General features: G+C 64.8%; 21 protein-coding genes. 10 read left to right on the forward strand and 11 right to left on the reverse strand.

The window, feature by feature from the left end:
- Window positions 1-85 precede the first annotated feature (85 nt).
- The 4 genes from A6A04_RS09985 (at window position 86) to A6A04_RS10000 (ending at window position 6569) form a co-directional block, all read left to right on the forward strand.
- A complete protein-coding gene (locus A6A04_RS09985; RefSeq protein ID WP_068492409.1) occupies window positions 86-3034 on the forward strand; it encodes a 2-oxoglutarate dehydrogenase E1 component in 2949 nt (982 codons plus the stop codon).
- A 23-nt stretch (window positions 3035-3057) separates the two neighbouring features.
- Complete coding sequence (odhB, locus tag A6A04_RS09990) at window positions 3058-4254, forward strand: 2-oxoglutarate dehydrogenase complex dihydrolipoyllysine-residue succinyltransferase (protein ID WP_068492410.1); 1197 nt, start codon at window positions 3058-3060, stop codon at window positions 4252-4254.
- Between the two features lie 153 nt (window positions 4255-4407).
- Window positions 4408-5811 carry a dihydrolipoyl dehydrogenase gene (gene lpdA / locus A6A04_RS09995; RefSeq protein ID WP_068492412.1) on the forward strand — a complete coding sequence of 468 codons (1404 nt, stop codon included), beginning with the start codon at window positions 4408-4410 and terminating at the stop codon, window positions 5809-5811.
- 284 nt (window positions 5812-6095) lie between these two features.
- Window positions 6096-6569, forward strand: coding sequence for a response regulator (locus tag A6A04_RS10000; RefSeq protein ID WP_068492414.1), 474 nt, complete (start codon window positions 6096-6098; stop codon window positions 6567-6569).
- Between the two features lies 1 nt (window position 6570).
- Here A6A04_RS10000 and A6A04_RS10005 read toward each other — a convergent pair whose 3' ends face one another.
- Window positions 6571-7995: a helix-turn-helix domain-containing protein gene (locus A6A04_RS10005; protein WP_068492857.1), complete on the reverse strand. Its 1425-nt coding sequence runs from the start codon at window positions 7993-7995 to the stop codon at window positions 6571-6573.
- A gap of 202 nt (window positions 7996-8197) precedes the next feature.
- Between A6A04_RS10005 and A6A04_RS10010 the strand changes: the two genes are divergently transcribed.
- The 4 genes from A6A04_RS10010 (at window position 8198) to scpA (ending at window position 14678) form a co-directional block, all read left to right on the forward strand.
- Window positions 8198-9730, forward strand: coding sequence for an acyl-CoA carboxylase subunit beta (locus tag A6A04_RS10010; RefSeq protein WP_068492416.1), 1533 nt, complete (start codon window positions 8198-8200; stop codon window positions 9728-9730).
- A 13-nt stretch (window positions 9731-9743) separates the two neighbouring features.
- On the forward strand, window positions 9744-11735 hold the full coding sequence (locus A6A04_RS10015; protein WP_068492419.1) for an acetyl-CoA carboxylase biotin carboxylase subunit: 1992 nt from the start codon (window positions 9744-9746) through the stop codon (window positions 11733-11735).
- Entirely contained in the window at window positions 11732-12388 is a 657-nt protein-coding gene (gene can / locus A6A04_RS10020; RefSeq protein WP_068492420.1) for a carbonate dehydratase, read from the forward strand. The genes A6A04_RS10015 and can overlap by 4 nt, the downstream gene beginning before the upstream one ends.
- A gap of 139 nt (window positions 12389-12527) precedes the next feature.
- Complete coding sequence (gene scpA / locus A6A04_RS10025) at window positions 12528-14678, forward strand: methylmalonyl-CoA mutase (RefSeq protein WP_068492424.1); 2151 nt, start codon at window positions 12528-12530, stop codon at window positions 14676-14678.
- Between the two features lie 52 nt (window positions 14679-14730).
- On the opposite strand, the gene A6A04_RS10030 is transcribed toward scpA, so the two are convergent.
- Window positions 14731-15165 (reverse strand): hypothetical protein, encoded by a 435-nt coding sequence (locus A6A04_RS10030; RefSeq protein ID WP_068492426.1) that lies wholly within the window; start codon window positions 15163-15165, stop codon window positions 14731-14733.
- A gap of 188 nt (window positions 15166-15353) precedes the next feature.
- Between A6A04_RS10030 and A6A04_RS10035 the strand changes: the two genes are divergently transcribed.
- On the forward strand, window positions 15354-15731 hold the full coding sequence (locus A6A04_RS10035) for a hypothetical protein (protein ID WP_068492428.1): 378 nt from the start codon (window positions 15354-15356) through the stop codon (window positions 15729-15731).
- A gap of 77 nt (window positions 15732-15808) precedes the next feature.
- On the opposite strand, the gene A6A04_RS22310 is transcribed toward A6A04_RS10035, so the two are convergent.
- Window positions 15809-16180, reverse strand: a complete 372-nt coding sequence (locus tag A6A04_RS22310; RefSeq protein ID WP_156612552.1) for a hypothetical protein — start codon at window positions 16178-16180, stop codon at window positions 15809-15811.
- A 453-nt stretch (window positions 16181-16633) separates the two neighbouring features.
- Window positions 16634-16846, reverse strand: a complete 213-nt coding sequence (locus A6A04_RS10040; RefSeq protein WP_068492430.1) for a dodecin — start codon at window positions 16844-16846, stop codon at window positions 16634-16636.
- Window positions 16847-17006: 160 nt separating this feature from the next.
- Here A6A04_RS10040 and A6A04_RS10045 point away from each other — a divergent pair, with 160 nt between their 5' ends.
- Window positions 17007-17507: a ferritin-like domain-containing protein gene (locus A6A04_RS10045; RefSeq protein ID WP_068492432.1), complete on the forward strand. Its 501-nt coding sequence runs from the start codon at window positions 17007-17009 to the stop codon at window positions 17505-17507.
- A 6-nt stretch (window positions 17508-17513) separates the two neighbouring features.
- Here the strand turns inward: A6A04_RS10045 and A6A04_RS10050 are convergent, their stop codons facing one another.
- The 7 genes from A6A04_RS10050 to A6A04_RS10080 all read right to left on the reverse strand — a co-directional run bounded on the left by A6A04_RS10050 (window position 17514) and on the right by A6A04_RS10080 (window position 24096).
- Window positions 17514-18077, reverse strand: a complete 564-nt coding sequence (locus A6A04_RS10050; protein ID WP_068492434.1) for a 3TM-type holin — start codon at window positions 18075-18077, stop codon at window positions 17514-17516.
- Window positions 18078-18090: 13 nt separating this feature from the next.
- Window positions 18091-18390 (reverse strand): hypothetical protein, encoded by a 300-nt coding sequence (locus A6A04_RS10055; RefSeq protein WP_068492436.1) that lies wholly within the window; start codon window positions 18388-18390, stop codon window positions 18091-18093.
- A gap of 14 nt (window positions 18391-18404) precedes the next feature.
- On the reverse strand, window positions 18405-19889 hold the full coding sequence (terL, locus tag A6A04_RS10060) for a phage terminase large subunit (protein WP_068492438.1): 1485 nt from the start codon (window positions 19887-19889) through the stop codon (window positions 18405-18407).
- Window positions 19886-20194, reverse strand: a complete 309-nt coding sequence (locus A6A04_RS10065; protein WP_068492440.1) for a hypothetical protein — start codon at window positions 20192-20194, stop codon at window positions 19886-19888. Before A6A04_RS10065 ends, terL begins: the two co-directional genes overlap by 4 nt.
- A 67-nt stretch (window positions 20195-20261) precedes the next feature.
- Window positions 20262-21995: a hypothetical protein gene (locus A6A04_RS10070; RefSeq protein WP_068492442.1), complete on the reverse strand. Its 1734-nt coding sequence runs from the start codon at window positions 21993-21995 to the stop codon at window positions 20262-20264.
- Window positions 21996-22071: 76 nt separating this feature from the next.
- Window positions 22072-22371: a hypothetical protein gene (locus tag A6A04_RS10075; RefSeq protein ID WP_068492443.1), complete on the reverse strand. Its 300-nt coding sequence runs from the start codon at window positions 22369-22371 to the stop codon at window positions 22072-22074.
- Window positions 22372-24096: a hypothetical protein gene (locus tag A6A04_RS10080; RefSeq protein ID WP_068492444.1), complete on the reverse strand. Its 1725-nt coding sequence runs from the start codon at window positions 24094-24096 to the stop codon at window positions 22372-22374.
- Window positions 24097-24119 lie beyond the last annotated feature (23 nt).

The raw sequence follows: 24119 nt of genomic DNA on the forward strand, positions 1-24119 counted from the left end.
GCGCCGTCCTTAGTCGCGGCGCCCGGCGGCGCCGTTGCGGCCCCTCAAGAAAGGGACGCGGGCAAGAACTCGCGTCAACGCCACCATGACAAAGCAGTTCGACGAACCGTCATTCCTGTCCGGCGGCAATGCCGTCTTCATCGCGGAGCTTTATGCCCGCTATCTCGATGATCCGTCCTCCGTCGACGCATCCTGGGTGGAATTCTTCCAGGAGCTTAAGGACGAGGGCACCGCCCTGGCGCAGGACTTCAAGGGCACTCCCTCGGCCAAACGCGACCTCAAGATCATCGGCGCCGTGGACCCCGAAGCCGCCGCCGCCGCCGCGGCCGCGGCCAAGAAGGGGGGCAAGCCCGCCGCCGCCGCTCCGTCCGCCGCCGAGATCCGTCAGGCCCAGCTGGATTCCATCCGCGCCCTGATGCTGATCCGCTCCTACCGCGTGCGCGGCCATCTGCAGGCCACCCTGGACCCCCTGGGCCTGGCCAAGATCGAGCCCCATCCGGAGCTGGATTACCGCACCTACGGCTTCACCGACGCCGACCTGGACCGCGAGATTTTCATCGACCACGTCCTCGGCCTGGAAACCGCCAAGCTGCGCGACATCATCCGCATCGTCCAGGAGACCTATTGCGGCTCCATCGGCGTGGAGTTCATGCACATCCAGTATCCCGACCAGAAGGCCTGGATCCAGAAGCGCATCGAATCCATCCAGAACCGCACCGACTTCACCCCGCGTGGCAAGCAGGCCATTCTTGAGCGCCTGACCGAGGCCGAGGGCTTCGAGCGCTTCCTGCAGGTCAAGTATACCGGCACCAAGCGCTTCGGCCTGGAAGGCGGCGAGACCGTGGTCCCGGCGCTGGAGCAGATCCTGAAGCGCGGCAGCCAGCTGGGCCTCGAGGAAGTGGTGATGGGCATGGCCCATCGCGGCCGCCTCAACATCCTGGCCAATTTCATGAAGAAGCCCTATCAGGCCATCTTCTCGGAATTCCAGGGCAATGCCGCCAATCCGGAAGACGTCCAGGGCTCGGGCGACGTCAAGTATCACCTGGGCACTTCCGCCGACCGTGATTTCGACGGCCAGGTGGTGCATCTGTCGCTGATGCCCAACCCGTCGCATCTGGAAGTGGTCGGCCCGGTGGTGGTCGGCAAGGTCCGCGCCAAGCAGACCCAGAAGAACGACACCGATCGCTCCAAGGTGATGGGCATCATCCTGCACGGCGACGCCGCCTTCGCCGGTCAGGGCGTGGTGCCGGAAACCCTGCTGCTGTCCCAGCTGCACGGCTATGCCACCGGCGGCACCATCCACATCATCATCAACAACCAGATCGGCTTCACCACCGCGCCGCAGTATTCGCGCTCCGGCCCCTATTCGTCGGACATCGCCAAGGGGCCGCAGGCCCCGGTGTTCCACGTCAATGCCGACGACCCGGAAGCCGTAGTCCACGTCGCCCGCATCGCCGCCGAATTCCGTCAGGAGTTCAAGAGCGACGTGGTGCTCGACATGATCTGCTATCGCCGCCACGGCCATAACGAATCCGACGAGCCGGCCTTCACCCAGCCGCTGATGTATCGCAAGATCGCCAGCCACCCCACCACCCGGGCCATCTATTCCGACAAGCTGGTGGCCGAGGGCACCCTGACCAAGGACCAGGCCGACACCATCTATGCCGAGTTCCAGGCCAAGCTGGAAGCCGAGTTCCAGGCCGCCAAGAGCTTCAAGGTCAACAAGGCCGACTGGCTTGAGGGCAAGTGGCAGGGTCTGGTGCAGTTGGCGGGCGAGGAGGAGTTCCGCGAGGACAAGACCGGCGTCGCCGCCGAGGCGTTGAAGGAAGTGGGCTATGCCCTGGCCAAGGTTCCGGCCGACTTCAACATCAACAAGAAGGTGTTGCGCCAGCTCCAGGCCAAGAAGGAGATGGTGGATTCCGGGCAAGGCATCGACTGGGCCACGGCGGAAGCCCTGGCCTTCGGCACCTTGCTGCTGGAAGGTAATTCGGTGCGCCTGTCCGGTCAGGATTGCGGCCGCGGCACCTTCTCGCAGCGTCACTGCCGCCTGACCGACCAGGAAAATGAAAGCCGCATCGAGCCCCTGAACCATATCCGCGAGGGCCAGGCCCATTTCGAGGTCATCGACAGCCCGCTGTCGGAAGAGGCGGTGCTGGGCTTCGAATACGGCTATTCCCAGGCCGAGCCCAACTCGCTGGTGATCTGGGAAGGCCAGTTCGGCGACTTCGCCAACGGCGCCCAGGTGATCATCGACCAGTTCATCAATTCGGGCGAGTCCAAGTGGCTGCGCATGTCGGGTCTGGTGATGCTGCTGCCCCATGGCTATGAAGGCCAGGGACCGGAGCATTCCTCGGCCCGCTGGGAACGCTATCTCCAGCTTTCCGCCGAGGACAACTGGCTGGTCTGCAACATCTCGACCCCGGCCAACTACTTCCATGCGCTGCGTCGCCAGTTGCGCCGCAACTACCGCAAGCCTCTGATCATCATGACGCCGAAGTCGCTGCTGCGTCACAAGCTGTGCGTCTCGCGCTTGGACCAGATGATGACCGGCACCCGCTTCATGCGCGTGCTGGAGGAGACCGAGAAGCTGGTGGCCGGACCGAAGGTGCGGCGCGTGCTGCTGTGCTCGGGCAAGGTCTATTACGACCTGCTGGAGGAACGCACCAAGCGCGGCATCAAGGACGTGGCCATCGTCCGGGTGGAACAGCTCTATCCCTGGCCCAAGGACGCGGTGAAGGCCCAGCTGGCCCGCTATCCCCATGCCGAGGTGGTGTGGGTCCAGGAAGAGCCCGCCAATATGGGGCCGTGGACCTTCGTCGACCGCCGCATCGAGTTCATTTGCGAAGAGCTGGAGATCGAGGCGACCCGGGCGGCCTATTGCGGCCGGCGCGCCGCCGCCTCTCCGGCCACCGGACTCTACAAGACCCACGTCGCCGAGCAGGAATGGATCGTGGACATGGCTTTGGCCGGCAATATCAAGGACCTGCCGCAGCCCTTCCGCCGTGCCACCAAGCTGTCCAGCCTGCACGCCTAGGCCCAGAAAAAGGAAACGCCACTATGTCCATCGAAATCAAGGTGCCCACCCTGGGCGAATCCGTCACCGAGGCGACCATCGCCAAGTGGTTCAAGGCCGTGGGCGATGCCGTGCGCGCCGACGAGCCGCTGGTTGAGCTGGAGACCGACAAGGTCACGGTCGAGGTCAACGCTCCCGCCGCCGGGACCCTGACCGAGATCACCGCCGCCGTGGGGTCCACCGTCGAGGTCGGCGCCCTGCTGGGTCTGCTCGGCGCCGCCGGTGCCGCCGTCGCCGCCAAGCCCGCCGCCGCCGCTGCCGCTCCGGTGGCTGCCGCCCCGGCTCCCGCCAAGGCGGCCGAGGCCCCGGCGGTGATGCCGTCGGCCAAGAAGATTGCCGCCGATGCCGGTGTCGACACCGCCGCCATCGCTGGAACCGGCAAGGACGGACGCGTCACCAAGGGCGACGTGCTGGCCGCCGCCGCCGCTCCTGCCCCGGCCCCCGCGCCGAAGGCCCCGTCCGGCCCGCGCGCCAAGGCCGACCTGGAAGAGCGCGTCCGCATGACCCGCCTGCGCAAGACCATCGCCGGGCGCCTGAAGGAGGCCCAGAACACCGCCGCCATGCTGACCACCTTCAACGAGGTGGACATGACCGCGCTGTTTGATCTGCGCAACCAGTACAAGGACCAGTTCGAGAAGAAGCACGGCACCAAGCTGGGCTTCATGTCCTTCTTCGTGAAGGCTTCGGTGGCCGCCCTGAAGGATTGGCCCGCCGTCAATGCCGAGATCGACGGCGAGGACCTGGTCTACAAGAAGTACTACGACATCGGCGTCGCCGTGGGCACCCCCCAGGGTCTGGTGGTGCCGGTGCTGCGCGGCGCCGACCAGTTGTCCTTCGCCGGGGTCGAGCAGGGCATCGCCAATCTGGGCAAGAAGGCGAGGGACGGCAAACTGTCCATGGAAGACCTCATGGGTGGCACCTTCACCATCTCCAATGGCGGCGTCTATGGCTCGCTGATGAGCACCCCCATCCTCAACACGCCGCAGTCCGGCATCCTGGGGATGCACAAGGTGCAGCAGCGCCCCATGGTCATGCCCGACGGCTCCATCAAGGCGCGCCCGATGATGTATCTGGCGCTGTCCTATGACCACCGCATCATCGACGGCCGCGAGGCGGTCTCCTTCCTGGTGCGCGTCAAGGAGTGCATCGAGGACCCGCAGCGCATCCTGCTGGAGATGTAGTTCGTCTCCCTCCCTCCCCCGCCCAGGCGGGGGAGGGTCGGGGTGGGGGCGTCCGTCCCCGCCGCCGGACACCTTTCCGCGCGTTCCGCGCGGCCCCCTCCCCATCCCTCCCCCGCCTCCGGCGAGGGAGGGGGCTAGATTGAGGACGAAACAATGTCCGAGAACACTTTCGACGTCGTCATCATCGGCGGTGGCCCCGGCGGCTATGTCGCCGCCATCCGCGCCGCCCAGTTGGGCCTGAAGACTGCCTGCGTGGAAAAGCGCGGCACGCTCGGCGGCACCTGCCTCAATGTGGGCTGCATTCCGTCCAAGGCGCTGCTGTCGGCCTCGCACCACTTCCACGCCGCCGGTCACGAGCTGGCCGCCTTCGGCGTCAAGGTGGGCAAGGTCGAGCTCGACCTCGGGGCCATGATGGGCCACAAGGACAAGGTGGTGTCCGACAACACCAAGGGCATCGAGTTCCTGTTCAAGAAGAACAAGGTGACCTATATCGTCGGCGCGGGCGAGATCACCGCCCCCGGCCAGGTCAAGGTCACCGGCAAGGACGCCAAGACCCTGACCGCCAAGCATATCGTCATCGCCACCGGCTCCGACGTCACGCCGCTGCCCGGCGTCACCATCGACGAGGAGGTCATCGTCTCCTCCACCGGCGCCCTGGCGCTGCCCAAGGTGCCGAAGCATCTGGTGGTGATCGGCGGCGGCGTCATCGGCCTGGAACTGGCCACGGTCTGGGGCCGCCTGGGCACCAAGATCACCGTGGTGGAATACCTGGACCGCATCCTGCCGTTCAACGACGGCGAAGTGTCCAAGCAGATGCAGCGCATCCTCGCCAAGCAGGGCATGGAGTTCAAGCTGGGCACCAAGGTCACCGGCATCGACAAGAAGGGCAAGAAGGCCACCGTCTCCGTCGAGCCCGCCGCTGGCGGCAAGGCCGAGACCATCGAGGCCGATTGCGTCCTGGTGGCCATCGGCCGCAAGCCCTATACCGATGGCCTGGGCCTGGACAAGGTCGGCGTCGCCCTGGACAAGCGCGGCTTTGTCCAGATCGACGGCCATTTCAAGACCAATGTGCCCGGAATCTATGCCATCGGCGACGTGGTCGGCGGCGCCATGCTGGCCCACAAGGCCGAGGAAGAGGGTGTGGCCCTGGCGGAAATCCTGGCCGGTCAGCACGGCCATGTGAATTACGACGTCATTCCGGCGGTGGTCTATACCTGGCCGGAAGTGGCCTCGGTGGGCAAGACCGAGGAGCAGTTGAAGGCCGAAGGCATCGCCTACAAGGCGGGCAAGTTCCCCTTCACCGCCAATGGCCGCGCCCGCTCCATGAACGAGACCGACGGCTTCGTCAAGATTCTGGCCGACGCCACCACCGACAAGGTGTTGGGCGCCCATATCGTCGGCCCCAATGCCGGCGATCTGCTGGCGGAAGTGGTGCTGGCCATGGAATTCGGCGCCGCGGCCGAGGACATCGCCCGGACCTGCCATTCCCATCCCGGCCTGGGCGAAGCGGTCAAGGAAGCCGCCCTGGCGGTGGACGGGCGTCCGCTGCACACCTGAGATCGGGACGTTTCTTTCAGCCTCCCCCATGCCCGGCATGGGGGAGGCTTTTTATTTGGACTCCCGTTCCTTCCTGTCATCCCGAGCGCATGCGAGGGATCTCCGCCCAAGGGCCGTCGGGATGACAAATGCATTATTGGCCGACATTGCACAATAAAAACGCCTAAAATTTCCATACAATTTTACGCAAACAATATTAAAACAGTATTATCTAATCCTTCTGTCCAGTTGTGTGAAGTCGTTCACTGTGGCTTCATGACTGTAACCCTTCAGGACATCAGGCCATGCTCTACGCCGACATCAGAGCCCTCGTCATAGACGACAAGCACTTCTCGCGAATGACCACGGTGAGACTGCTGCGCGCCATGGGCATTCGCAAGGTCGCCGAGGCCGCCGATGGCGCCTCGGGCCTGGAAGCCTATGCCACCCACTGGCCGCATGTGGTGATCTGCGTTCCCGAGATGAAGCCGGTGGACGGCATCGTCTTCATGCAGACCCTGCTGGCCGAGAAAAAGCATCTGGTCCGCGTCGCCCCGGTGATCTTCCTCAGCGACGACGCGGGCGAGACCCTGGTGGCCCAGGCGCGGGCCCTGGGGGTGTCCGGTTTCCTGCGCAAGCCCATCTCCATGGCCTCGCTGCGGCGTCAGGTGGATTTCGCCCTCGAGCGCACGGGCGATCTGTACGGCGAATGGGCGGTGCAGGACGAGGCCCCGCCCCTGGCGGCGACGGCCAGCCTCACCTATCAGCTATCGCTGTGACTCACGAAAACAAGTAGGGCACGAAGCTGCGGTTGTTCTCGTCGACGCTGATATGGCTGCCGATGGGAGGGAAGGCGCGCTGGCGGCAATCATCGCGCTCGCAGATGCGGCAATTGACCCCGATGGGCACCGCCGCCTGTTCATGGGCGAGGTCGAGACCGGCGGAATAGACCACCTCGTCGGCATAGGCGGTTTCGCAGCCCAGCCCCACGGCGAACTGGCGATCGGGCCGCAGATAGGAGCCGCCGCGCTTCGACGCGGTCCGCGCCAGACAGATATAGGAAATGCCATCGGGCATGCGCGCCAACTGCACCAGGATCTTGCCGGGCTGGGCGAAGGCTTCGTGGATGTTCCACAGCGGGCAGGCGCCGCCGAAGCGGGTGAAGTGGAAACGGGTGGCGGAATGGCGCTTGGTGATGTTGCCCGCCATGTCGACCCGCACGAAATAGAACGGCACCCCCCGGGCGCCGGGGCGTTGCAGGGTCGACAGGCGATGACAGACCTGCTCGAAACTGGCGCCGAAGCGGCTTTGCAGTTGCTCCACGTCATGGCGCAGCAGCCGGGCCTGTTCGGCGAACGCCCCATAGGGCATCACCAGGGCACCGGCAAAGTAATTGGCCAAGCCCACCCGGCAGATGGAACGGGCATCGTCCGAAGACAGCTTGGCACCGTCCACCACCTCGGCGATGAGATCGTGATAGGCCAGCAGCGCCACCTGATGCGCCAGTTGGAAGGTGCGCGACGGCACCGACAGCAGCGCCGACAGCGACAGCGAGCCGCTGCCGGGATCGAAGGCCCGCATGCCCGCGCCGTCGTCGTCGGCATTAACCCGCACCCGGACGCCGTGGCGGCTTTCCAGATAGGCGGCGAGGTCGTTGTGCATCTGGCCCAGGCGGAAGCCTTCCCGCTCCACCAACTGCTCGGCGGCCTCGTCCAGCCCGCCGAAATAGTTATTGCAGTAATAGAAGAAGTCGCGGACCTCCTCATAGGGGAAGTGGGCATGGCCCGCCCGCTCCTCGCCGGTGGCCGAGGACAGGTTCTCGGTCAGGCTTTGCAGCCGCTCGTCCAACTGGCGGAAGGCTTGGTAGAGGGTCAGCACCCGCTTGGCCAGTTCGGGCGAGGCGGAGGCCGCATTCCTCAGCTCGGACAGGCCGATGGTGCCCAGACCGAACACCGGGTCGTTCATGGCTTCGCGCAGATCAGCCACCAGCCGGGATTCCTCGTCCTCCACCAGGGTGGCGAGGTCCACGTCCAGCACCTTGGCGATGCGCAGCAGCACCGGCACCGTCAGCGGCCGCTGGTTGTTCTCGATCTGATTGAGATAGCTGGGCGACACCTCCAGCAGCACCGCCAGGGCCGCCTGGGACAGCTTCTTGCCTTCGCGCAGGCGCCGCAGCTTATAGCCGAGGAACAGTTTCTTGGTCATGAACAAAGCCCCTCAAGCGCCGGGCGGGCGCTCATAGGGCCAGCCTTATACCCCGCCTTCGCAACCTTTGCAAATTCGCAATGCGAGGTTGCGAAGTGCTTCGCATCACCGCCCTTTTCCTGACCGTTCGTATTGCCTCGCGGCCCGCTTTGCGAATATGACAGCATCGACCTGTTACTCTTCCCGCCGGAGGTACATCGAGATGCATGAGATCATTCGCCAGCTTGAGGAGAAGCGGGATCGCGCCCGCCTTGGGGGCGGCGAGAAGCGCATCGCGGCGCAGCACTCCAAGGGCAAGCTGACCGCGCGCGAGCGCATCGAACTGCTGCTCGATCCCGACTCGTTCGAGGAATGGGACATGTTCGTCGAGCACCGCTGCCACGACTTCGGCATGGCGGAGCAGGCGACCCCCGGCGACGGCGTGGTGACCGGCTATGGCACCATCAACGGCCGCCTGGTCTTCGTGTTCTCCCAGGACTTCACCGTGTTCGGCGGCTCGCTGTCGGAAGCCCATGCCGAGAAGATCTGCAAGATCATGGACAAGGCGGTGCAGGTCGGCGCCCCGGTCATCGGCCTCAACGATTCCGGCGGCGCCCGCATCCAGGAAGGCGTCGCCTCCCTGGCCGGTTACGCCGAGGTGTTCCAGCGCAATGTCATGGCCTCGGGCGTGGTGCCGCAGATTTCCATGATCATGGGCCCCTGCGCCGGTGGCGCGGTGTATTCCCCGGCCATGACCGACTTCATCTTCATGGTGAAGGACAGCTCCTACATGTTCGTCACCGGCCCCGACGTGGTCAAGACGGTGACCCATGAGAGCGTCACCTCCGAGGAACTGGGCGGCGCCATCACCCATTCCACCAAGTCGGGCGTCTGCGACCTGGCCTTCCAGAACGACGTCGAGGCGCTGCTGCAACTGCGCCGCTTCATGGACTTCCTGCCCGCCTCCAACCGCGAGAAGCCGCCGTTCCGGCCGACCTCGGACAGCCCCGAGCGGGTGGAGCACAGCCTGGACACCCTGATCCCCGACAATGCCAACAAGCCCTACGACATGAAGGAGCTGATCGCCAAGGTCGTGGACGAGGGCGACTTCTTCGAGGTGCAGCCGGGCTATGCCGGCAACATCATCGTCGGCTTCGCCCGCATGGAAGGCCGCACCGTCGGCATCGTCGCCAACCAGCCCATGGTGCTGGCGGGCTGTCTCGACATCGCGTCTTCCATCAAGGGCGCCCGCTTCGTGCGCTTCTGCGATTCCTTCAACATTCCGATCCTGACCTTCGTCGACGTGCCCGGCTTCCTGCCCGGCACCGCCCAGGAATACGGCGGCATCATCAAGCACGGCGCCAAGCTGCTCTATGCCTATGCCGAATGCACCGTGCCCAAGATCACCGTCATCACCCGCAAGGCCTATGGCGGCGCCTATGACGTGATGAGCTCCAAGCACCTGCGCGGCGACGTCAACTTCGCCTGGCCCACCGCCGAGATCGCGGTGATGGGGCCCAAGGGCGCGGTGGAGATCATCTTCCGCGGCGATATCGGCGATGCCGCCAAGATCGCCGCCCGTACCGAGGAATACCGCCAGAAATTCGCCAACCCCTTCATCGCCGGGCATCGCGGGTTCATCGACGACGTCATCATGCCGCGCAATACGCGCAAGCGCATCTGCCGCTCGCTCGCCATGCTGAAGGACAAGGACGTCAAGAATCCGTGGCGCAAGCACGGCAACATTCCGCTCTGAGGGGGACGATCACATGTTCAAGAAGATTCTGATCGCCAACCGCGGCGAAATCGCCTGCCGGGTCATCAAGACCGCGCGCAAGATGGGCATCCAGACGGTGGCGGTCTATTCCGACGCCGACAAGGACGCCCTGCATGTCTCCATGGCCGACGAGGCCGTGCATATCGGTCCGGCGGCCTCGGCCCAGTCCTATCTGGTGGTGGACAAGATCGTCGCCGCCTGCAAGCAGACCGGCGCCGAGGCGGTGCATCCCGGCTACGGCTTCCTGTCGGAAAAGCGTGAGTTCCAGGAAGCCCTGGCCAAGGCCGGGGTCAAGTTCATCGGCCCCGACGCCCACGCCATCTTCGCCATGGGCGACAAGATCGAGTCCAAGAAGCTGGCCCGCGAGGCGGGCGTCAACACCGTGCCGGGCTATCTCGGCGTGATCAAGGACGCCGACGAGGCGGTGAAGATCGCCCGCGAGATCGGCTATCCCGTCATGCTGAAGGCTTCGGCCGGCGGCGGCGGCAAGGGCATGCGCCTGGCCTGGAACGACGCCGAGGCCCATGAGGGCTTCACCAGCGCCACCAACGAGGCCAAGACCAGCTTCGGCGACGACCGGGTGTTCGTGGAAAAGTTCATCGAACAGCCCCGCCACATCGAAATCCAGGTGCTGGCCGATGGCCAGGGCACGGTGCTGTATCTGGGCGAGCGTGAATGCTCGATCCAGCGGCGCCACCAGAAGGTGATCGAAGAGGCGCCCTCGCCCTTCCTGACCCCCGAGACCCGCAAGGCCATGGGCGAGCAGGCCTGCGCCCTGGCCCGCATCGTCAACTACAAGTCGGCGGGCACGGTGGAATTCATCGTCGGCGGCGCCACCGGCGAGTTCTACTTCCTGGAGATGAACACCCGCCTGCAGGTGGAGCATCCGGTGACCGAGAAGATCACCGGCCTCGACTTGGTGGAACAGATGATCCGCGTCGCCTATGGCGAGAAGCTGTCCATCACCCAGGACGACGTCAAGCTGACCGGCTGGTCCATGGAAGCCCGCGTCTATGCCGAGGACCCCTTCCGGGGCTTCCTGCCCTCGACCGGTCGCCTGACCCGCTACGCCCCACCGGCGGAAAGCAATCAGGTGCGCGTCGATACCGGCGTCTACGAAGGCGGCGAGATCAGCATGTTCTACGATCCCATGATCGCCAAGCTGATCACCTATGGCCCCACCCGCGACGCCGCCATCGCCCATATGCGCCAGGCCCTGGACGAGTACTATATCCGCGGCCTGTCCCATAACATTCCGTTCCTGGCCTCGCTGTTCTCCAAGGAACGCTTCGTCAAGGGCAACCTGACCACCAACTTCATCGCCGAGGAATATCCCAACGGCTTCACCTCCGAGGATCTGCCCGCCGACGACCCCACCACCCTGATCGCGGTGGCGGCGGCCATGAAGCGGCGCATCGTCGAGCGTAATATCCAGATTTCGGGCCAGTTCCCCGGCCACGAGATGAAGGCCCCCGACCAGTGGACGGTGCTGCTGGGCGGCCAGTATCATGACGTCGATGTTCATCCGGCCACCGGCGGCTATGCCGTGGTGGTGGGCGGCGAGGCCATCGAGGTCAAGACCGACTGGCAGATCGGCGATCCCCTGATCCGCGCCAATGTGGACGGCCGCGCCGTCTGCGTCCAGGTGGACCGCACCGGCGTGTCGTTCCGCCTGTCCCATTCCGGCGTCCAGGCGGAAGTCTGGGTCCTGACCCGGCGCACCGCCGAACTGCACAAGCTGATGCCGTTCAAGGCGCCGCCGGATATGAGCAAGTTCCTGCTGTCGCCCATGCCGGGTCTGCTGGTCAAGCTGCTGGTGGAGGAAGGCCAGGAGGTCAAGGCGGGCGAAGCCATCGCCGTCATCGAGGCCATGAAGATGGAAAACATCCTCAAGGCCGAGCGTGACTCCAAGATCGCCAAGATCCACGCCGCCGCTGGCGATTCGCTGGCGGTGGACCAGAAGATCGTGGAGTTCGGGGGATGAAGAAGGCGCCGGGGATCGACCGCCTGCTGGACAACAACCGCGCCTGGGCCGAACGGGTCGAGCGCGAGAAGCCGGGCTTCTTCGCCCATCTGGCCCAGCAGCAATCTCCGGCCTATCTTTGGATCGGCTGCGCCGATTCCCGCGTGCCCGCCAACGAGATCGTGGGGTTGGAGCCGGGTGAACTGTTCGTCCACCGCAATGTGGCCAACCTGTTCAGCCACTCCGACCTCAACGGCCTCTCGGTGCTGCAATTCGCCGTCGATGTCATCAAGGTCAAGCATATCATCGTCTGCGGCCATTACGGCTGTTCCGGCGTGCGCGCGGCCCTGCAGGATACCCGCCTGGGCGTGACCGAGCACTGGATCCGCCCGGTGCGGGATATTTGCGAACGTCATCGCCATGAATTGGACATGCTGCCCAGCGAAGGGGCGCGGGTCGACCGGCTGTGCGAGTTGAACGTGATGCAGCAGGTGCGTAACCTGTGCCGGTCTCCGGTGCTGCAGGATGCCTGGAGCCGGGGCCAGAAGCTGGCGGTCCATTCCTGGGTCTATGGACTTGAGGATGGGCTGGTGCGGCCGCTGGGGCCGGTGGTGGCGGGACTGAAGAGCCTGGACGAGCTGGGCGCCTCCTATCTGATGCGCGGCGCGTTTTAAGGTCCGCCCGGCGACCGAGGGTGTGAAAGAACTGGAGCGCAGCGACTGGCGCATTGAGCGCCCGCGAGCGCGTGCGAGCGAGAGCCAAGGGCGCGGGACGCGCCCGCCCGGCGACTGAGGGGCAATAAGGAGCAACACCATGAGCGATTTCCCCAAGAAGACCCTGGCCGACTGGGATGCCCTGGCGTCCAAGGACCTGAAGGGCGCCTCGCCCGACACCCTGGCCTGGGAAACCCCCGAAGGCATCACGGTGAAGCCGCTCTATACCGCCGCCGATCTGGAAGGCCTCGACCATCTGGGCTCGCTGCCCGGCTTCCCGCCCTTCACGCGGGGCCCGCGCGCCACCATGTATTCCTTCCGGCCCTGGACCATCCGCCAGTATGCGGGCTTCTCCACCGCCGAGGAATCCAACAAGTTCTATCGCGCCAATCTGGCCGCCGGTGGCCAGGGCCTGTCGGTGGCCTTCGACCTGGCCACCCATCGCGGCTATGATTCCGATCATCCCCGGGTGGTCGGCGATGTGGGCAAGGCCGGCGTCGCCATCGATTCCGTCGAGGACATGAAGATCCTGTTCGACGGCATTCCGCTGGACAAGATGTCGGTCTCCATGACCATGAACGGCGCGGTGCTGCCGGTGCTGGCGGGCTATATCGTCGCCGCCGAGGAACAGGGCGTCTCCCAGGACAAGCTGTCGGGCACCATCCAGAACGACATCCTGAAGGAGTTCATGGTCCGCAACACCTATATCTATCCGCCCGCGCCCAGCATGCGGATCGTGTCGGACATCATCTCCTACACCTCCAGGAACATGCCCAAGTTCAACTCCATCTCCATCTCCGGCTACCACATGCAGGAAGCCGGGGCGACGGCGGTGCAGGAACTGGCCTTCACCCTGGCCGACGGACTGGAATATGTCCGCACCGCCCTGGCCAGCGGCCTCAAGATCGACGACTTTGCCGGGCGGCTGTCCTTCTTCTGGGCCATCGGCATGAACTTCTTCATGGAAGTGGCCAAGCTGCGCGCCGGGCGCCTGCTGTGGGCGCGGATGATCAAGCAGTTCAATCCGACCAATCCCGCCTCCATGGCGCTGCGCACCCACTGCCAGACCTCGGGCGTCTCCCTGACGGAAAAGGACGCCTACAACAACGTCATCCGCACCACCATCGAAGCCATGGCGGCGGTGTTGGGCGGCACCCAGTCGCTGCACACCAATGCGCTGGATGAAGCCATCGCGCTGCCGACCCCGTTCTCGGCCCGCATCGCCCGCAACACCCAGCTGGTCATCCAGGAAGAGACCGGCATCACCCATGTGGTCGATCCGCTGGCCGGGTCCTACTACGTGGAAAGCCTGACCGCCTCGCTGGCCGAGGAAGCCTGGAAGCTGATTCAGGAAGTCGAGGCGCTGGGCGGCATGACCAAGGCGGTCGAGTCCGGCATGCCCAAGATGAAGATCGAGGAGGCCGCCGCCCGCCGTCAGGCCCGCATCGACCGGGGTGACGAAGTGGTGGTGGGCGTCAACAAGTACCAGCCCAAGGAAGAGACCCCCATCGAGATTCTCGACGTGGACAACGCCATGGTGCGCGAAGCCCAGATCGCCCGCCTCAAGCAGATCAAGGCCAGCCGCGATACCGCCAAGGTCGAGGCGGCGCTCAAGGCGCTGGCCGACGCCGCCGCGTCGGGCCAGGGCAATCTGCTGGAGCTGGCAGTCAACGCCACAAGGGCGCGGGCCACGGTGGGTGAGATTTCCGACGCGCTGGAAACCACCTTCACCCGTCACCGCGCCGTCAACCGCACCATTTCCGGCGTCTATGGCGGCGTCTACCAGGGCGACGAGGGCTTCGCCAAGCTGAAGGCCGATATCGACGCCTTCGCCAAGGCCGAGGGCCGCCGCCCCCGCATGCTGGTGTGCAAGATGGGCCAGGACGGCCATGATCGCGGCGCCAAGGTCATCGCCACCGCCTTCGCCGATCTCGGCTTCGACGTGGATATCGGGCCGCTGTTCCAGACCCCCGAGGAAGCCGCCCGCCAGGCGGTGGAGAACGACGTCCATATCGTCGCCGCCTCCTCCCTGGCCGCCGGTCACAAGACCCTGGTCCCCGCCCTGATCGGCGAGCTGAAGGCCCAGGGCGCGGGCGACATCCTGGTGGTGACCGGTGGTGTCATTCCGACCCAGGACTACGACTTCCTGTACAAGGCGGGCGTGGCGGCGGTCTATGGCCCCGGCACCAATATCCCCAAGGCGGCGGCGGAAATCCTGGAACTGCTGAAGAAGCGGGGTCAGGCCGCCTGATCGATTCGCCAGATCGAACACCAACGCCCCCGGAGAAATCCGGGGGCGTTTTTCATGGGCCGTCGAAGAAGCTCTGGAACACCTTCATGCCGTTGCCCATGGCGGAATCCAGTAGATTGGAACCACTTCCCTGCCCGGCACGCGCGGTATTGCGCTCCATCTTGAACTGGGCCAGGGCATCATCGGCGGCAATGGTCTCGGCGCTGCGCTGCGCCATGCCTTCCAGGATGGCGTCGGCCGAACCGCCGCCGCCGCCCACACCCCAGGCACCCATTTGGGCCCGGGCGGACGCCTGCTGCTTATCCAGCAGGTCACGCTGCTGCCGCGCCTGGCGGTCCTGCTGGGCGGCGATCATCTGATTGCGGCGGACGATCTGGTTATTGACTGCCAGGACATGCTCATCCTCGGCCGACTGCTGCGCCTGGGCATCGATAACATCGGATGTCAGTTGAATAACCGCAGGGATTGCTTCTTCAAAACCGGCCATGATTCCAGGCTCCTGTATCTGAGGGGGGGGGGGGGAGGATCGTCAAAAAGCAGAAAAGCCAGACCACAAGAACGCGCGTTCACACGATTCAGCACCACGAAACGAAAGCTTCGCTACATACTTACAACCGTTGACAGCATTTTATGCGCTTGATAATGGTTCATGTCTGAAGAAATTGGGGGAGTATCATGCGCAGTTTGCAATTAATTATCGCATCAATCATGCTTGTTGGTTGCTCGACCCTTACCCAGGGAACCGATCAGCTGATCACCGTCATGACCCCAGGTGTTGATGCTGCGAGATGCAGTCTTACGTCAACTTCTGGCAAGACATGGTTCGTTGTTGCTCCTGGGTCGGTGAGCGTCGAGAAGTCAAAAGATGATATCAGCATCGTTTGTAAGAAGGAGGGCTACCGTGACGGCGCGGCGGTCGCGACTTCTAATCTTGAAGGCATGACCTGGGGTAATATCGTGTTTGGTGGGGTGATTGGCGTCGGCGTGGATGCAGCGTCTGGCGCCATGAACAAGTATCCGCCGACCATCAATATCCAGATGGAACGAATCTGAGACATCTTGAATACAGTTCTGATTCCGCAAATCCCAGGGAGATCGATCCACGATAAACTCTCCCTGGGAGGCCTGCCTCAGCCATTAACGAAATCAATATCTATTTTAAACTCACAGCGATCACGTTCAATTTCTAGAAATGTCGGCAGCTCATCTTTAATATAATTAATATCTTCCTGACTTGCCGACCTACCACTTATTATAATCATATATTTTCTAAGATACCCCGTTACGACACCTTGGTTAAATGTGATAATTCCGCGAAGGCTATTAGTTGATGATTTCTTCGACAAGAAAGCTGAAACTCTAGAATTAAGCTGAGCAGTTTCCCGCGATTTGTATTCCTTTGATGCCGCATCGAACAGCATTCCCGGGCCGGGCGTCCCGCATGCTCCCAACACGGCAAGCATAGCCACAAGGGCTGTCGCATTGCGCGTTATTCTCTTCATTGTTCCTACCGCCTGACGCCGAACCAGATCTACAACCAATTGTCAGATTACATCTTTAAGTCTATTTATCAACCCAATCAATCTCATTGGGTTGTTATGCCCAGCAAGTTCAATCTCCGCAATTTGAGTGGGCGATTCGGTTGGCCCGCAGACGGGCGCGATTGCCTTCGGCCAGGGCTCGGATCGCCTTGGGGGTGGGACATCCCAGGCCGATATTGAAGCGGACCGAGGCCAGCCGCCATCACATCCCCTGACCGCCAGGGCCAGACCGGTGCCCTGGGTGGGAATACCCGATATAAATCCGCCTTCGACGCGTCGCAGATGGTCCCAAACGAAGCGGACATAGGTATCGGCGGCGATGGGATCAGGGGCAAGACCGGGCATGGCGGTCTTCCATGAAAAAGGCCCACCCCGGGTGGGGCGGGCCGGTTGCGGCGGGATGGCCGGCATCCATCAGTCGGGATCGATGGTGAACCCCACCTTCAGCACCACTTGCCAATGGGCCACCTGACCCTGGTCGATATGGCCGCGGGTCTCGGTGACCTCGAACCAGCGCAGGTTGTGCACCGTCTTGGAGGCGCAGGCGACGGCGTTGCGGATGGCGTCCTCATAGGATTTGTCGGAACTCCCCGCCAGTTCGATGATCTTATAGGTGTGATTGCCCATGCTCGGTCTCCTCCAGGCTTGCCTCATGCTGGATATGGGAAGACAATGGCCGTGGACCAGAAGGTCGCAATTCGGTATTTGAATGCCGGATTGCGATTGACGGTTCAGTCTTCCGCCACTACCCTTTTTTCCTACCCGGACAAGCAAGCAAGAGGCGCAGATGGGCTATACCTTGGCAGAATTCCTGGCACACGCGATCGCACTCGAACAGGAGGCGGCCGAGCGCTATCTCGAATTGGCGGATATGATGGAGGCGCACAACAACCTCGAAACCGCTTCGGTGTTTCGCGACATGTCGCGGTTCTCGACCCTGCACGGCGACGAAATCAAGCAGCGCGCCCGCGCCTTGGAGCTGCCCAAGCTGATGTCGTGGCAGTATCGCTGGAAGACGCCGCCGGAAGTGGGCGGCGACGACGAGATCCACTACCTGATGACCCCGTATCATGCGCTGCGCTATGCCCGCGACAACGAGATTCGCGGCATGGAATATTATCGCGACGCGGCGGCCAACAGCTCGGACAACGAGGTCAAGCGCCTGGGCAAGGACTTCGCCGAGGAAGAGGCCGAGCATGTGACGGCGCTGGACAAGTGGATCGAGAAGACCCCGCGTCCGTCCGTTTCCTGGGCCGAGGATGCGGACGAGGCCCAGGGCGTCGACTGAGTCCGATCAACGGGGCTTGAACAGGGCCAGTGGCGCGTCCCCGACGGGCGCGCCACTGGCCCTTGCCTTGTCATGGCTGCGCTTGACCACCGACACCCCCAGAACGCCGAGAGCGATGCCCCAGATGGGCGAGGTGTTGACCAGGGCGGCGATGATGGATGGCGCCTGGGTCGGCTCGGCCACGATGGCCCAGGCCACGGCGGCCATGGTGGCGGTCCAGGTCGCCGCCACCGCATAGCCGAAGGTGGGGCGCCAGCGCCGGACATAGGCGTCGCCGCTGGCGGCCTCGGCCCGCATGGTGGCGTTGATCTCGGCCAGTTGGCGGGTTTCTTCCCGCGACAATTCCAATTCATGGGCCAGCCAGGCCTGTTGCAGCGCCAGGGCCAGGGCGGGATCGGACCTGATGGCGGCCAGGGCGGCCTCGCCCGAGTCGCGGCCGGTAACGGTCTTGGCGACGCCGATGGCCTGCTCGGCCAGGGCGGCGGCCTTGGAGCGGTCGTCGCCGCCGATCCAACGGATCAGGCCGGGGATGAACTGGGCCAGGCCCAGGGCGATGGTGATGGGATCCATGGTCGGCCCCTTTCTAGCGGCTGCCGCACTGGACGGCGTCCAGCTTGGTCTCGATGCGAATCAGGTGCTCGGTCAGGCGACTTTCCACATCCTTGAGATAGCCGGTGGTGGCATAGCTTTTCGCCACTTCCAGCTTGTAGGCGGCCAGGGCGTCGCGCGATTGGCCCAGACCGATCTCCAACCGGTGTTCCAGTTCGTCGGCGCGGCGGTCGCCATCCTGGCGGGTGCGCCACAGCAGCATGGCGAGGCCGCCGAGCACCGGCAGTTCCACGGCGGTGATCCACCAGTCGGGAGAGAGAAGCGAATGATCCATGGGGGTCTCCGGGGTCAGAAGTCGAAATGGGAATCGGCCACCAGCGAGCCGCCGCCGGGGCGCCAGTCGGGCCGGGCGGCGATGGAGCCGCCGGGCCGGGCGAGGCGCACCGGCTGCGACAGCAAACAGCCCGCCACCGCGTCCAAGCCGTCGTCACGCAGGCGGCCGCCCGGCTGCCATTCCCGCATCTCGCCGATGAAGGGGGTGGTCCAGACGCTGCGATGGACGTGCAGGGCGCCCGCCGCCAGCACCGCGTCGAAGGCGTCGACGATGCGCTGGTCCTTGGGCTTGCGCGAGCTGATCTCGACCACGGCGCAGGCCAGCCCCGCCGCCGCCAGTTCACGCCGCAGCAGGCCGGGCAGGAAGCGGCCCAATCCGTTGGTTTCCAGTTGGACGGCGGGCAGGTGCAGTTCGGCGGCGAAGGTGGCCACCTGACGGCAGAGCTGGGTGGCCTCGTCCACCTCGGCCTTCGCCGGATCGTGCTCCAGGTAACGCATCCGGTGCAGCCAGTACATTCCATCGGCATCGGTGAACACGGCGGCGATCACCGAGGAATCGCCCTTGCCCGGCGCGCCATAGGCCGGGTCCCACCAGCACGAGGCCGCGACCAGCCGCTTGTCGCCCAGGGTCAGCAGCGGCTGGCCATTGCCCTCGGCATAGGAAAGCTCGGCCTCGTAATAGCGCATGCGGTCGGGGTCGAGGCGGCCATCGGCGACATTGACCGGCATCAGCATCATCTGGCTGTCGAATTTGTTGGGGCCGGTGCGCTTGCGAATGGCGCCGATGCGCTCGGGCGGGAAGCGATCGGGCCAGGCGCTGCGGCCCTTGGCGTCCACCAGCGGCAGTTCCAGACGGGCGAAGCCGTCCAGGAAGGGGCGGCTCTCGCCGGTCTCCAGCCGGGGGGAATCGGCGTAGATGGTGTAGTAGCTGTGGGGCGTGCCGACATAGAGCTGGGTGCCGCCCGGCACCATGACATAGTCGATCTCGGCCAGCCTCTCGCGCAGATCGGCCCGCTTGGGCGCCGAGTCGCAGGTATTGGGCACCTCGACATCGTCGCAGATGACGATCTCGGCGCGCGAGCCGGTGATATTGGCGCCGATGCCCTTGGCCACCATGGAGGGATCGCGCAACTCGCCGGGACGGTTGACGGTGAACTGGTCGGCGGCCCACTGGTCGCGGCGCCTGGGCTTCAGCCCGGCGGTCAGGGGGTGCCGCTCGACGATGCGCTTGACGTTGCGGACCATCTTCTTGGCCAGGGCGAAATCGGCCGCCAGCACCATGATGCGCGTATCGGGATCGCAGGCCAGGACCCAGGCGCAGAACAGGCCGACGATGGTGGACTTGCCGGAAGAGCGGAAGGCCATCAGCAGCAGCTCGCGGTCGCGGCCATGCCAGCGCGCCGCCAGCCAGCGCGCCATGCGCAACTGGTGGCGGGGCGTGTCCATGCCCAGGCGCTGGTTCCACACCCAGACGAATTCGGGGAAATTGGCGGTCTTCATTCCGGCTCCTCATCGTCATCCAGGGCGTCCAGGGCGGCACGGGCCTGGGACAGCATGCGGTCGATGCCGCCATTGCCATCGGCGTCTTCCGCCTCGTCGCCGCCCTCGGCCCAGCGGGCCAGCTTGACCAGCAGATCCACATGGGCCAGGGCGGACTTAGCCGCCGCGTGCCAGGCGGCGAAGCCTTTGGCCTCGACCGGCGGCTCGGAGGCCACGAAAATCTCATAGCCCGCCACGGCGGCCTGGATGCGCCCGGGCAGGCTGATCGCCAGCTTCTGGCGCAGGCCGGACAGGTCCTCGGACATGCCTGATCTCCTTGCTGGAGCGAAAAAATCCCCGCCGGTCGGGAGGACCGGCGGGGGAAAGCAAATCCTAGCTGACGGTGATGGCGACTCCCTTCACCCGTTGGAGCTTGGAATTCAGCATCTTCAGGCGATACTTGACCGTGGTGCCGCTAGCCTGGCCGGATAGGTCGATTGCCGTCCACAGGACCTTGTAGCCGGAGATGGTCAAGCCAGTGTCCTGGAGCGTGCCTTGGGTCCAGCCCGTGCCGTTCCGGGTCGCCTCGGCGGTGAAGTCCGTGTTCAGGCTCACCGCATCCACGGCCTTGTGCAGCACAAGCAAACCAGCGACACCGGGCGCCGAGGCCGGAGCCGGAACGAGGGCCGCCGAGACCAGGGTGACGTCGGGAATGCCACCCGTGATGGATCCCAGCTTGAACTCGACCTCGCACAGCCATTGGCTGATGACCGAGGCGCCATCGATGCAGTAAATGCGGACATAGCGCCAGGGGCCGTGATTGCCAGTCACCGGATAGACCACGGTGCTGGACGAACCGCCACCGCCCCAGGGAGTCGTAGCGGTCAGGTCCGCCCAGGTACTGCCGTCATTGGAGCCCTGCCAGATCCAGGTGCCGCCAGCCGGGGTGGTGTACTGCCAATAGCCCTTGATCTCGGTCAGGAAATTGGCCGCTCCTGCCCCAAAATCGAAGACGCAATACTTGCCGGTGGCATTGCCCGGATCGGTCTGGACCGGCAGGACGCCATAATCCATGGTCGAGGTATTGCCGTTGACGATCTGGCCGGTGCTGCCGGTATACAGATTCCACACGCCGCCGCCGGTGGTGATGCTCACCACGCCACTGCGATTGCCCGAGCCGCCGGTGGCGGAATAGGACGTGGTCGGCAGATAGCCGTAGGCCCGATCCGACCCCAGATAGGTCTGGTTGGTGGAGGTGGCGCCGATCGTGTCGGCACTGAAGCCATCATAGGCGCCGCCGACCATGCTTTCCGCTGGCCAACCGCCATTGACCGCCGCCGACAGCACATTCCGGAGGTCATTAATGGCCAGGCGGTCGAACAGGGCCTGATGGCCGAGGGTCTGCGAGGTGACATAGGCCTTCACCGCCTTCTGGCTGGGCACCCGGCTGTCGCTGTCGGCGGCCAGGGTGGGATCGGTATCCACCGGCAGGGCGGCGGCGCTGCCCAGGCTGGGGGTGCCGCTCAGGTCAGCATAGGCGCCCGAACTCGCCACGGGAGCCAGCCCCAGATTCAGCCGCGCCTGGGCCTTGTCGGGCAGGTCGGCCAGGTTTTGGGACTTCAGCAGCACGTCGGAGGTGTCGACCTGCGGAATATTGACCAGGGCGTTGGCGGAGCCGTTCCAGCCCAGCAGCTTGCCCGCCTCGGGGCTCGGCAGGCCGAGCTCCACCGGCTGCGACAGATCGGCCGACAGCGGCAGCTTCACCGCCCGCGCGCTCTCTTCCGCCAGTTCCTGCACGGCGGCGACGGTCTGGTCGATGGCGTCGTTCAGTTCATGGGGGGTCGGGGCGCGCTCGTCGAGGAAATCCTCGTCACGGGCGTAGACCTGCTTGCGGCGCAGGGTGACGCGGACGCCGTTGCCGGGGGCAGTGGCGAAAACCACGGCGCCGCCCTTGCTGGACCCGGCGCCGAACACGGTGAAACCGCTGATCAGCTGGGTGGTGCCCAGACGGACCTCCACGTCGCTGTCGCGAAACACCGGGAAGGGAAAGGCGAAGACGCGTTGGCTGCCGTCGCCGCCATGCTGGATCACCGGGGAAATATCGGGAATGCGGATATGGGTGGTCATGATGGTCCTTTCAGAGACAAAAAAGCCCGCCGATCAGCGGATCGGCGGGCGGGGAAAAGCTGAAATTCGCGTCGCGTTAAGGCTGTAACTCGCCTCGCAGCGCCGCGATGGCGGCGGTCAGGCTCGCCAGCCGGTCCAGGTCGGCCGGGGCGGGCGGGTTACCGCTGGCCAGGGCCAGCGCCACCTCGGCGGCCGGGCGCACCCGCCTGGCGTCCAGGGCGGCGATCTCGGCCAGGATGGGGGAGTTATGGGCAGCGCGGTCGCGCTCGGCCTGACCGGCGGCCCATTGGGCCTCGCGGGCCTCCAGCTCGACGATCTCGGCGCTGGTCAGGGGGCTCAGGACGCCATCGACCATCTTGTGAATGAATTTGCTCATTTACTTCATCCCGTAAAGGGTTGCCGACGCCGTCAGGATGTTCTGACCACAGCCGATCCTCAGAGCATCCACGACACTGGTGTCATAGACATACCCAGACGCCCAGAACGACCGCATGGCGTTGTAGAAGAATACCGACCCGTGATGTTCCACCCTGGTATAGACGGTGGGGTTTCTCGCGTTCAGGATAAGGATGTGACCGCAGTACCCGCCCTCTCCGGCAGTGCTGGTGGCAAGGGACTGACATAACCGGATCGTCCAATTGTTGTGGTCCGCCCCCGATCCCCAGTACGAGGTCGATCCATCCTCGTTCACGCACCCCCCGGTCCAGTCATAGATATTGCTGAACCAGGACGCACCACTCTCCTTGCGGAATTCAAGCTCTGGCGTCACGTTCCCGGCGACGTCGGGCCTAAGATTCTCGACAATCACCAGATATGTCCGATACGCATCGGACAACCCCGTGAACTGGATATACGCCGCGGGTGATGAAATCGTGGCGGTGGATATTTTCACCAGATCGCCCCCACCACCCGCCGGAAAGGCGATGGTCCCGGCACCGTCGTTGTAGCTGCCGCCCGCCGCCGCCACCATGGCGCCCACCACGTCCTGGACGCCTTCGGTCCAGTCGGTGATGGCGGTGCTGGCATGGCCGTGGCTGGCGGCGGCGGCGGCGAGATTGCTCCGAGCCGTCGCCGGATTGGCAACGTCGGCCAAGTTGTTGGCGGCGGCGAGAGTGCCGTTGCCCGAGACATAGGCCGCCACCCAGGCGGTGCCGGTCCACAACTGCATGGCTCCGGCGGTGGTGTCGAAATAGAGCGCGCCACCCACCAGGGCGTTGCCGTCGTTGTCCAGCGTGGGGGCGCTGGCCTTGGCGCCGAGATAACGGTCATCGAAGCTGTCATAGGCGGCGAGGGTGGCGTCACGCGCCGCCTCGGCCGCCATCTGGGCAACCTGGGCGGCGTTGCGATAGGCGAGCGCGTTGGTCTCGGAGCCCGAGGCGGCCAGGGCGGACGCGGCGGCGGCAGCCCTGTCAGCAGCCACCAGGGCCTTGTCCGCCGCGACAACGGCCCTATCGGCGGCGACCTGGGCGGCATCGGCCGTCACCGCGATCCAGTCGGCATGGGTCGCGGCCGCGTCGGAAGCGACGGAGGTCTGGGCCGCGCTGGCCTCGGAGGCCTTGGCGGTGGCGATGGCGGCGGACGCCTGGGCGGCGGCGGCGCTGGCGGCGGCGGTGTCGAGATCGCTGGCGGAATTCTCCAGCCCGCTGCCATCGGCATTCCATTTCAGGGCACGACCGCCCACCGGCTCGGGCAGGGTGAGGTCGGCGGCATCGGTGCTGAGAAAGGAGCGCCGCACGGCGCGCGAGGCTTCCTCGGCCACCTGCTGCAGGGCGGCGGTCTGGTAGTCCAACTCGTCGTTCAGTTCCTTGGCGCGGATCAGGCCATCATGGAGATAGTCGGTGTCGCGCCGGATGCTCAGGCGACGGCGCAGGGTGACGAAACCTCCGGCGGCGGGCGGCTGGGCGAACAGCACGCTTCCCCCGCCCGAGACTCCGGCACTCGACACCGCATAGACGGCAGGCAGTTGCAGTTCGTCATCGACCCAGACCTCCAGGTCCTGGGGCTTGAAGATGGGAAAGGGATAGGTGAAGGCGGCCTGGACGCCGTTGGCCACGTATTGGACGCGCGGCACGGCATCACCTACCTGGATATGGTCAGCCATGTTGGGCTCCTTGAAACGGATTT

It is taken from the genome of Paramagnetospirillum marisnigri, from assembly GCF_001650715.1.
Lineage (GTDB): Bacteria > Pseudomonadota > Alphaproteobacteria > Rhodospirillales > Magnetospirillaceae > Phaeospirillum > Phaeospirillum marisnigri.

Excerpts from the sequence above, each read along its gene's own strand:
- A6A04_RS10030 (WP_068492426.1), bottom strand. The coding sequence starts at position 15,165 with ATGGCCGGTTTTGAAGAAGCAATCCCTGCGGTTATTCAACTGACATCC.
- A6A04_RS10010 (WP_068492416.1), top strand. The coding sequence starts at position 8,198 with ATGCATGAGATCATTCGCCAGCTTGAGGAGAAGCGGGATCGCGCCCGC.
- A6A04_RS09985 (WP_068492409.1), top strand. The coding sequence starts at position 86 with ATGACAAAGCAGTTCGACGAACCGTCATTCCTGTCCGGCGGCAATGCC.
- A6A04_RS10075 (WP_068492443.1), bottom strand. The coding sequence starts at position 22,371 with ATGAGCAAATTCATTCACAAGATGGTCGATGGCGTCCTGAGCCCCCTG.
- odhB (WP_068492410.1), top strand. The coding sequence starts at position 3,058 with ATGTCCATCGAAATCAAGGTGCCCACCCTGGGCGAATCCGTCACCGAG.
- A6A04_RS10005 (WP_068492857.1), bottom strand. The coding sequence starts at position 7,995 with ATGACCAAGAAACTGTTCCTCGGCTATAAGCTGCGGCGCCTGCGCGAA.
- A6A04_RS10055 (WP_068492436.1), bottom strand. The coding sequence starts at position 18,390 with ATGGATCATTCGCTTCTCTCTCCCGACTGGTGGATCACCGCCGTGGAA.
- A6A04_RS22310 (WP_156612552.1), bottom strand. The coding sequence starts at position 16,180 with ATGAAGAGAATAACGCGCAATGCGACAGCCCTTGTGGCTATGCTTGCC.
- A6A04_RS10000 (WP_068492414.1), top strand. The coding sequence starts at position 6,096 with ATGCTCTACGCCGACATCAGAGCCCTCGTCATAGACGACAAGCACTTC.
- A6A04_RS10015 (WP_068492419.1), top strand. The coding sequence starts at position 9,744 with ATGTTCAAGAAGATTCTGATCGCCAACCGCGGCGAAATCGCCTGCCGG.
- lpdA (WP_068492412.1), top strand. The coding sequence starts at position 4,408 with ATGTCCGAGAACACTTTCGACGTCGTCATCATCGGCGGTGGCCCCGGC.
- A6A04_RS10035 (WP_068492428.1), top strand. The coding sequence starts at position 15,354 with ATGCGCAGTTTGCAATTAATTATCGCATCAATCATGCTTGTTGGTTGC.
- A6A04_RS10070 (WP_068492442.1), bottom strand. The coding sequence starts at position 21,995 with ATGACCACCCATATCCGCATTCCCGATATTTCCCCGGTGATCCAGCAT.
- can (WP_068492420.1), top strand. The coding sequence starts at position 11,732 with ATGAAGAAGGCGCCGGGGATCGACCGCCTGCTGGACAACAACCGCGCC.
- scpA (WP_068492424.1), top strand. The coding sequence starts at position 12,528 with ATGAGCGATTTCCCCAAGAAGACCCTGGCCGACTGGGATGCCCTGGCG.
- A6A04_RS10080 (WP_068492444.1), bottom strand. The coding sequence starts at position 24,096 with ATGGCTGACCATATCCAGGTAGGTGATGCCGTGCCGCGCGTCCAATAC.
- A6A04_RS10065 (WP_068492440.1), bottom strand. The coding sequence starts at position 20,194 with ATGTCCGAGGACCTGTCCGGCCTGCGCCAGAAGCTGGCGATCAGCCTG.
- A6A04_RS10050 (WP_068492434.1), bottom strand. The coding sequence starts at position 18,077 with ATGGATCCCATCACCATCGCCCTGGGCCTGGCCCAGTTCATCCCCGGC.
- A6A04_RS10045 (WP_068492432.1), top strand. The coding sequence starts at position 17,007 with ATGGGCTATACCTTGGCAGAATTCCTGGCACACGCGATCGCACTCGAA.
- A6A04_RS10040 (WP_068492430.1), bottom strand. The coding sequence starts at position 16,846 with ATGGGCAATCACACCTATAAGATCATCGAACTGGCGGGGAGTTCCGAC.
- terL (WP_068492438.1), bottom strand. The coding sequence starts at position 19,889 with ATGAAGACCGCCAATTTCCCCGAATTCGTCTGGGTGTGGAACCAGCGC.